This is a genomic window from Deltaproteobacteria bacterium (genome assembly GCA_029858205.1).
Classification (GTDB): domain Bacteria; phylum Desulfobacterota; class GWC2-55-46; order GWC2-55-46; family DRQE01; genus JAOUFM01.
Genome location: JAOUFM010000024.1, coordinates 1 through 7,072 on the forward strand (window position 1 = coordinate 1; position 7,072 = coordinate 7,072).

Sequence of the window (7,072 nt, forward strand, 5' to 3'; positions counted from 1 at the left end):
TAGACCCGCTCGTAACACTGGATAAAATACTCTCGAACATCCCTGTGGTTAACTGGATAATAACCGGGAAGGACAAAAGCACGGTCACGTTCTACAACAAAATAACCGGGCCGCTAAAAAGCCCAGAGGTCAGGTCGGCAAACACGGAAGAACTTACCAATCAGGCAATAGAAGCATTCGAGGGCATACAAAGCGGCGTCACGGAAACAATAAAGGAGACCTCGCAGGGGATAACGTCCCTGCCGGAAAAGGCGGCGGCATCGATACCAAAGGCCATCACCCCCAAAGAGCTTACAAAACATGTCGGGGGAGCCGTTGACAGCATACAGAGCGGCACAAAGAAAACCATCAAGGGAACAGTGGACACAATAAAGACTCTTCCTGGAAAAGTAACCGGCGGCTCTCCGGCAGAGACGCCGCCTCAAGGCACGGAGTAAACAGCAGGAAAAATCATGTCAAAGACATTCTGGAACAGATTAAAGGTCAACTGGTATAGACGCGGGGCTGCAACCTCCGATTTCGCGAAGAAAGTGCTCCCCGTAATACTTAAAAATGCTCTTGACGCAAAGACATTCCTCGACGTCGGGTGCGGATGCGGCGCGCTCACCATTCCGCTTGCGAAAAAAGCAAAACTGGTAACCGCGCTCGACCCGTCCCTGCACATGATGGATGCTCTAAAGGACGAGCTTAAAAAAGGAAAGATAAAAAACGTAAAGACCGTCAATGCCGCGTGGAGAGAAACAACACTTAAGCCACACGACGCCGTAATTTGCGCAAACGTGCCAGAACTTCTAAAAGACGACGCCTCCTTTTTAAAAGACGCCGACTCTATCGCCAAAAAGGCTGTGTTCCTCGTTGCAGGAGCAGACCCTCTGGCAGACAAGTTCTACTATAAGGAACTCTTCCCTCTTGTCTTTAGAAAAACCTTCGAGCCCAGAAGCGACTATCTAAAGACCTACTCAATGCTCCATTCGCTTGGCATATACGCAAATGTCGAGATAATAAACTACGACTTCGACCAGCCGTTTACCGGCATGGACGAGGCCCTCGAATTCTGGAAGGAGTACATGGGAATCGTCACCGGAGAGCACGATGCGACACTAAGAGATTTTCTCGAAAAGAAACTCGTCAAAACAAAGACCGGGCTCATAGCCAGGTTCCCTAAGAAAAGCGCTGTCATGTGGTGGAGGAAGTAGGGCCGCAAACCTGGCCACTCAATCAACAAAACCTCCTCAATATCCTCATGGCGCTGTCAGGACTGCCACAAAAAGCGCCGCCATGTAAAACAAAAAGTCATTACGGTCTCTTCGTACGGCCTCATTCGCCTTCGATCTCGGATCGTCCGGCAACGTCACGTCGTGCACCATGAGGCCCTTCCCGGCCGCAACGCTAAACCCGGGGTTCCTTTTCTCCAGAGCCCCCATCGCCTCCTCGAAATCATCGGCAATGGTTACTGCGTTAGTCTGCCTCTTCTCTATCCCTATCCAACCGCCCGGCGCTGTATCGACCCTAAGCGTGCCTACATAAACCGCGCCTGCGCTATCTTCGGGAACATCCAGCCTTACCTTAACCTGGATATAGTCCCTTCGGTAATGCAAGTCGGACAACTCATAACTACCACCTGGCAGCAGCCACCAGAAGTAGCCGTCTTCTTTAACGGTAACATTGACATATTCCTTCGTGGACAGATTGAAAACAACCGGCCAGCCCTTAAGACTACTGCCGACCGATTTGCCATTCTCCGTGACAGACACCCTGCCGAAAACGAGCACCTCGCCCTCTGGCACTATAAGCCCTCTGCCAGGCGCGGCGTTTTTGAAATACGGATTGGCACAGCCTGACATTAATAACACGGCCACCACGCATGCCACGGCCAACGCCATCTTCATCATACGCACCACCTCAGAAGCTGTGGCTGCTCTTCATGAGCATCCCAACGCCAAGCCACGTAAACATCATCACGACAAACCCTATAAGCGCCCCAACGGCAACGCCCTTTGCCTTCCAGTTCTTCACGTAATACACGTGCATGACCGCAGCATACGCGAACCACAAAACGAACGACCAGATGATTTTCGGCTCCCAGAGCCAGTACGCGCCCCAGGCAAGAAAGCCCCAGATCGCTCCTGAAAACATCGAAACCGAGAAAAAGAAGAACCCCCAGAGAACCGAGCGTATGGTCACAGTGCCAAGGTCCTTTGAATCGGCGCCAAGGTGCTCTCGAAGCGTGCGGACAAGCGATATCAGCGCTGCGGCAAAGGCGAGAGTAAAGAGCGCGTATGCAACGAACGAGGTCATCACATGCAGCTCGAACCATATTGTTTTAAGAATCAGCGGCAGCTCGCGCGGCGGCGCCATCTTTAATATCGACATGGCAATCGCGAACAGGGCAACGGGCAGCGTTATTAGCGCCGTTATGCGCTCCGAATATCTTCTCCACACTACAAGCGTCAGAAAAGCTACGGAAAAGGAATAAACCGAGAGGGTTTCTCCGATACTCGCAACCGGGAACCTCTCGCCGTAATACCCTCTCCACCCTATGTATGCAGCGTGAACAACAAGGGCTGCGATGAGGGCCCATAAAGAAGCCCTGGAAAAAGACACGGCATCGGCGCCGCTTTGCTTTTTAAGGACTGCCGCAAGGTTTGCAAAAAAAGCCGCGGCGTACAGGGCCGCGGCTATGTAAAGAAGCGCTTTCATGGGCCGTAACTATGAAGGGTGCCTGGCTGCTAAGCCCCTCTTCTACCTTCGCCCTCCCAGATGTATTTATGCACCTGAAGCTGGAGCCTCACGCCAAGACCGTCTCTCAGTATCCACTCGGCAAGCAACGAAGGCTCGAGCCCGGGCCTTACAGGGGCAAACAGTATCTTCGTAGTTCTATCGTGCACGCACTCCTCGACAAAACGCTTCGCAAACTCGTAGTCAGCCTCGTCGTTTATAACGAACTTTATCTCGTCGTCGTGCCCTATGAAGGCGAGATTTGCCATATCAAAGGAACCGTCGTGGCCGCTGGAAGGGCACTTTATGTCGACAATTTTTATAACGCGCTTATCAACGCCCGAGAGGTCCACGCTGCCGTTTGTCTCAAGAAGCACAGTGTAGCCCTCATCCGCGAGCCTTTCGAGAAGCCCGCACACGTTCGACTGCACAAGCGGCTCTCCGCCCGTAACCTCCACAAGGGATGCGCGAAAGGCCGCCATCCTGTTCACTATCTCGTCAAGGGAGAGCTCTTCTGCTCCGTCCGTTACCCTGGCATAGGCCGTATCGCACCAGTTGCACTCGAGATTGCATCCGGCAAGCCGTATGAATATGCACGGAGCACCGGCGTACGTGGATTCGCCCTGTATGCTTAAAAATATTTCGCTTACCTTGAGTACCATGGCCCTCTATTTACCGTTCGAATTGTTATTTACCTTTTTCCGCTTCTTCTTATCAGCATCTTTGGGCTTGCCAAAATTCTTTAGCGACTCGGCCAACTCGCGAAGCTTTCTCTCGGCAATGCCATTTAGCGTGCCGTCCGGAAACTTCCCGTCCTTACCACGCTCTCCGACCTTCATGCCGGAAAGTATCGACAACCCCTCGTCCACATAATCTATCGGGTGAATGGAGAACTTTCCCTTTTTAACGGCATCCCTCACCTCGGCCTTTAGCATAAGATTACGGACGTTCCTCCTCGGTATTATCACGCCCTGATGGCCTGTGAGCCCCTTTGCCGCGCACACGTCGAAGAAGCCTTCTATCTTCTCGTTCACTCCGCCAATTGGCTGCACCTCGCCCCTCTGGTTCATCGAGCCCGTGACCGCAAAGCTCTGGTCAAGTGGCACGCCCGATACGGCGGACATTATGGCATAGTACTCGGTGCAGGTCGCGCTATCTCCTTCTATCTCATCGTAGAGCTGCTCGAAGCACACCGATGCCGAAAAGGCCAGCGGGAAATCCTTCGAGAACCTTTCGCCAAGGAAACTCCTTACGATATACTGGGCCTTACTGTGGATGCGCCCGCTCATCTTCACTTCGCGCTCGATGCTGACTATACCGGCGTCTCCCATGTAAGCGGTAGCAGTGACCCTCGAGGGCTTACCGAATGCATAGTCGCCCGGGTCGAGCACAGCAATGCCGTTTAACTGCCCAACAACCTTGCCGTCGGTAGATACCATAATGGTATCGTCGGTGATGTATTCCCTTAGCTTTTCCTCTATCTTCGAATTCCTGTATATGCGCTCGCGCTCGCTCTTGTCGACATCGGCGGCAGTGACAATTTTTCTTCCCTCTGCCCCTGCCCAGTAGCTTGCCTCCATTATTATGTTCTCTATGATGCCAAAACGGGTGGTGAGCTTGTTTTGGTTGCCTGCTATACGCGCCCCTCTCTCGATTACGCGGCCAACAGCGCTCTTATCGAATGGCAGGAGGTTTTTCTCCCTGCACCTCGATGCTATGAAGTGGCAGTAGCTAAGCAGGCTTCCCTCGTCAAGGTCCATCACGCTGTCGAAGTCGGACTTGACCTTGAAGAGCTTTCTGTACTCGGGGTCAAGATTATAGAGGAGATAATACAGGTAGGGCTCCCCTATAAGCACCACCTTGACGTTCACGGGTATGGGCTCAGGCTTCAATGCGGATGTGCTCATAAGCCGGTACTGCTCCCACACGTCCTCTATCCTTACCTCGCCGGTGTTTATCATCCTCTTTAACGTGTCGTAGACAAAGATGTTTTTAAGAACGTCCATGGCGTTCACAACAAGGTAGCCGCCGTTTGCCCTGTGCATGGAGCCTGCCTTGATAAGGGTAAAGTCCGTCACTGCCACACCGTACTGGACCTTGTGCTCCACGCGGCCAAAGAGGTTGTAATACGTGGGGTTGGTCTCGATTACCACAGGCGCGCCCTTAACATCCTTGTTATTGACGATTAGATTTACCTGGTAGCGCTCGAATGTCGGCTCGGGCTTGGAGATGCGTATGGGGATCGGGAGCTGCGGCTCCTCCTTTGGGCGAAAGTCCTCGATGCTTTTGAATACGTCGTCTCTAACGTCCTCGATATACGTAACCACCTCTTCGTAGCGCGCGTACTTGCCAAGAAGCTCGTTTATCATGGGCATAACGACGTACTGCACGACCTCTCTGTCGAGCTTCTCTACCTTATCGCGAGTCTCGTTCTCTATGGCCTTTGCGTCTCGTATCGCGTCGTTAAGCTTTTCCTGAAGGCGCTTCGAGTTCTCTTCGAGCTCGTTTTTCTCGTGCCTTGGGAGCGCGTCGAAGTCGTCTCCCTTTAGCGGATGCCCGTCCTTTGCAGGAACCACGGCAACGCCGCTAACTGACTTCTTTAGCATGAAGCCTTTTTCAGAGGCAAGCTTCTCAAGCCGCGAAAATATGGCGCGCGTCCTCTCCTGCTGGCCCTCAAGGATTTCGTCCCTGTGGCGTTCGTAATCCTTGCTTTCAAATACCTTTGGGATCTCGCGCTTTAGGCCCTCGAGGAGCTTTTGCATGTCGGATGCAAAAACATGTCCCGCGCCCGCGGCAAGACGAAGCGCGTTTGGACGGTCTGGCTCGTCGAAGTTAAAGACGTAACACCAGTCGTCGGGGACCCTGCCCTTAGCGGCCTTCTCGTCAAGAATGGTCTTTATGGTGGAGGTCTTGCCCGTGCCGCTATCGCCCAGCACGTAGACGTTAAAGCCGTTATTGGTAACGCCAAGACCGAAGTCTATGGCGCGTATGGCCCTGGACTGGCCGATAAAGCCCCTTAGATCCGGCAAATCCTCGGTCGTCTTGAAGGTAAAGGACGAGGTATCGCACGACCACGCAAGGTCTTCTGCCTTAAGCTTGTCTGACGGCATAAATACCGCTCCTTTCGGCGTCTACTCCCTGTGACGGTGCGTCATGCGGCGGAATACCGAATTATCGCCGCAGGAGGCGCAATCCATCTGAATTGTAGTATAGAAGATATGGAAGCGTTCGGCAAGTTTTTCGTTTATGGCCGAAAGCATGCCGCGCCTCTCGACCTTGTCCCACTTCTCTATGTCGATGTGCGCGCTAAGGGCGTTGACGTTGTGGCAGATGCTCCAGACGTGCAGGCTGTGCACGCCGGTCACACCCTCTATCGAGAGTATCTCCTTTAGAACGCTGTCAACGTCTATATCCCTCGGCACGCCTTCGAGGAGTATATGCCCGGCCTCAGTAATGACCCTCAAAGCGCCGTAAATTATCACGAGCGCGATGAGCACGCTTATCACAGGGTCAACCACATAGTACGACGTAAAGTACATTATCACTGCCCCTGCGATTACGCCGATACTCGCAAGCGCGTCGCCGACAACGTGCAAAAACGCGCTCTTTACGTTCAAATCCGACTTCGCAAAGTGGTGGAGCCGGAAGGCAACGGTAAGGTTCACTATAAGCCCTACGGCAGCGACGATAAGCACTGCGCCGCTCTTTACCTCCGTTGGGTTCAGGAATCTAAAGTACGCCTTATAAAGAATTATAGCCGATATCACGAGAAGCGTAACACCGTTTATGAGAGACACGAGCACCTCGGCCCTGTGGAGGCCGTAGGTGCGCCGCTCTGTGGGCTTGGACGAGGATATATAGAGCGCAAAAAGGCTAAGTGCCAGCGCAACCGCGTCCATAAGCACGTGCATAGAGTCTGATACGAGCGCGAGGCTGTTGGTAAGTATGCCGCCGACAAACTCGGCAACGAACACCGCTACCGTCAGCGCAACCGCTGCCTTAAGGCGCCCTGCAATCGAAGCATCCATGTCAACGCCGTGTCTGTCCATATCACGAAACCAGAGAAAGAAATGAAGTACCTGCCCTTAGCCCCTTAAGAGCGAAAAAATCCAGCACCGTTGCGCCGATATCCGCGAACGTCCGCCTCGTAGCAAGGTTCACGCCGCTACGCACCGAAGCACCAGATACCAGAAGCGGCACGTACTCCCTCGAATGGTCTGTCGAGGGGGTCGTCGGGTCGCAGCCGTGGTCAGCCGTTATAAACATTATATCGCCTTGCCCGAGTTTTTTCACTACTTCTTCGAGGCCTTTGTCCGCTGCCTCAAGCGCACGAGCATATCCGGCAGCATCGTTA

Annotated in this window: 8 protein-coding genes; 2 read left to right on the forward strand and 6 right to left on the reverse strand. The window is 53.2% G+C overall.

Features of this window, described 5'->3' with window-relative positions:
- Both OEV59_10165 and OEV59_10170 read left to right on the forward strand, forming a co-directional pair.
- The coding region (locus OEV59_10165) for an AsmA-like C-terminal domain-containing protein (GenBank protein ID MDH4228091.1) at positions 1 to 437 on the forward strand (437 nt) is incomplete at its 5' end.
- A 15-nt stretch (positions 438 to 452) separates the two neighbouring features.
- Complete coding sequence (locus OEV59_10170; GenBank protein MDH4228092.1) at positions 453 to 1,196, forward strand: methyltransferase domain-containing protein; 744 nt, start codon at positions 453 to 455, stop codon at positions 1,194 to 1,196.
- A gap of 45 nt (positions 1,197 to 1,241) precedes the next feature.
- Here the strand turns inward: OEV59_10170 and OEV59_10175 are convergent, their stop codons facing one another.
- From OEV59_10175 to OEV59_10200, 6 genes are all read right to left on the reverse strand, one after another.
- Complete coding sequence (locus OEV59_10175) at positions 1,242 to 1,889, reverse strand: hypothetical protein (protein MDH4228093.1); 648 nt, start codon at positions 1,887 to 1,889, stop codon at positions 1,242 to 1,244.
- 13 nt (positions 1,890 to 1,902) lie between these two features.
- A complete protein-coding gene (locus tag OEV59_10180; GenBank protein ID MDH4228094.1) occupies positions 1,903 to 2,700 on the reverse strand; it encodes a cytochrome c biogenesis protein in 798 nt (265 codons plus the stop codon).
- 29 nt (positions 2,701 to 2,729) lie between these two features.
- Positions 2,730 to 3,380, reverse strand: coding sequence for a radical SAM protein (locus tag OEV59_10185; GenBank protein MDH4228095.1), 651 nt, complete (start codon positions 3,378 to 3,380; stop codon positions 2,730 to 2,732).
- 6 nt (positions 3,381 to 3,386) lie between these two features.
- The gene (locus tag OEV59_10190) at positions 3,387 to 5,828 is read right to left on the reverse strand and encodes an AAA family ATPase (GenBank protein ID MDH4228096.1); all 2,442 of its coding nucleotides are present in this window, start codon (positions 5,826 to 5,828) and stop codon (positions 3,387 to 3,389) included.
- A 21-nt stretch (positions 5,829 to 5,849) separates the two neighbouring features.
- On the reverse strand, positions 5,850 to 6,767 hold the full coding sequence (locus OEV59_10195; protein ID MDH4228097.1) for a cation diffusion facilitator family transporter: 918 nt from the start codon (positions 6,765 to 6,767) through the stop codon (positions 5,850 to 5,852).
- Between the two features lies 1 nt (position 6,768).
- On the reverse strand, positions 6,769 to 7,072 hold a 304-nt coding region (locus OEV59_10200; protein MDH4228098.1), incomplete at its 5' end, for a phosphopentomutase.

What these genes read in the sequence shown, in the direction of transcription:
- OEV59_10185 (MDH4228095.1), bottom strand. Translation starts at nt 3,380, where the DNA reads ATGGTACTCAAGGTAAGCGAAATATTTTTAAGCATACAGGGCGAATCC.
- OEV59_10170 (MDH4228092.1), top strand. Translation starts at nt 453, where the DNA reads ATGTCAAAGACATTCTGGAACAGATTAAAGGTCAACTGGTATAGACGC.
- OEV59_10190 (MDH4228096.1), bottom strand. Translation starts at nt 5,828, where the DNA reads ATGCCGTCAGACAAGCTTAAGGCAGAAGACCTTGCGTGGTCGTGCGAT.
- OEV59_10175 (MDH4228093.1), bottom strand. Translation starts at nt 1,889, where the DNA reads ATGAAGATGGCGTTGGCCGTGGCATGCGTGGTGGCCGTGTTATTAATG.
- OEV59_10195 (MDH4228097.1), bottom strand. Translation starts at nt 6,767, where the DNA reads ATGGACAGACACGGCGTTGACATGGATGCTTCGATTGCAGGGCGCCTT.
- OEV59_10180 (MDH4228094.1), bottom strand. Translation starts at nt 2,700, where the DNA reads ATGAAAGCGCTTCTTTACATAGCCGCGGCCCTGTACGCCGCGGCTTTT.